Source organism: Pseudooceanicola lipolyticus, from assembly GCF_002786325.1.
Taxonomy (GTDB): Bacteria; Pseudomonadota; Alphaproteobacteria; order Rhodobacterales; family Rhodobacteraceae; genus Pseudooceanicola_C; species Pseudooceanicola_C lipolyticus.
Window position 1 is genome coordinate 1 of record NZ_PGTB01000434.1, and the last position, 537, is coordinate 537.

Genomic DNA, 537 nt, shown 5'->3' on the forward strand with positions numbered 1-537 from the left:
CGGCCCGCCGCCCAGCGTCAGCGCCACCGCAAAACTGGTGAGGCAGATGGCAAAGACGATGGCCAGCGCGCCGGGCAGCACGCCGGCCAGCATCGGCCGTTCCAGCAGCCGCCAGATCGCCCCCGGCCCGGCGCCCAGCTGGGCCGCCAGGCGGAAACGTTCGGCGGGAATGTCATGCCAGCCCTGCAGGATCAGCCGGGTTGCCAGCGGCAAATTGAAGAAGACATGCGCCAGCACCACGCCATGCAGGCCGTAGATGCGCACCGGGCCGAGGCCGAAAAGGCCCAGCGCCTCGCTCAGCCAACCGGACCGCCCGAACACCGCCAGCAGGCCCAGCACCGCCACGATCACCGGCAGGATGAAGGGTGCCCCCAGCAATGTGATCAGCAGGTGGCGGCCGAAGAACTGCCGCCGCGCCAGCGCGCGGGCCACCGGCACCGCCAGCGCGACGCTGAACAGGGCCGACAACGCCGCCTGGACCAGGGTGAACCGGATCGCCGCGCCATCGGCGGGGCCCAGACCGGTGCCGGTTTCGGC

1 pseudogene is annotated in these 537 nt (G+C 71.9%); it reads right to left on the bottom strand.

Annotation, left to right across the window (positions count from 1 at the left end):
- Window positions 1–537: pseudogene (locus CVM52_RS26460) on the bottom strand (thiamine/thiamine pyrophosphate ABC transporter permease ThiP); the annotation flags it as partial.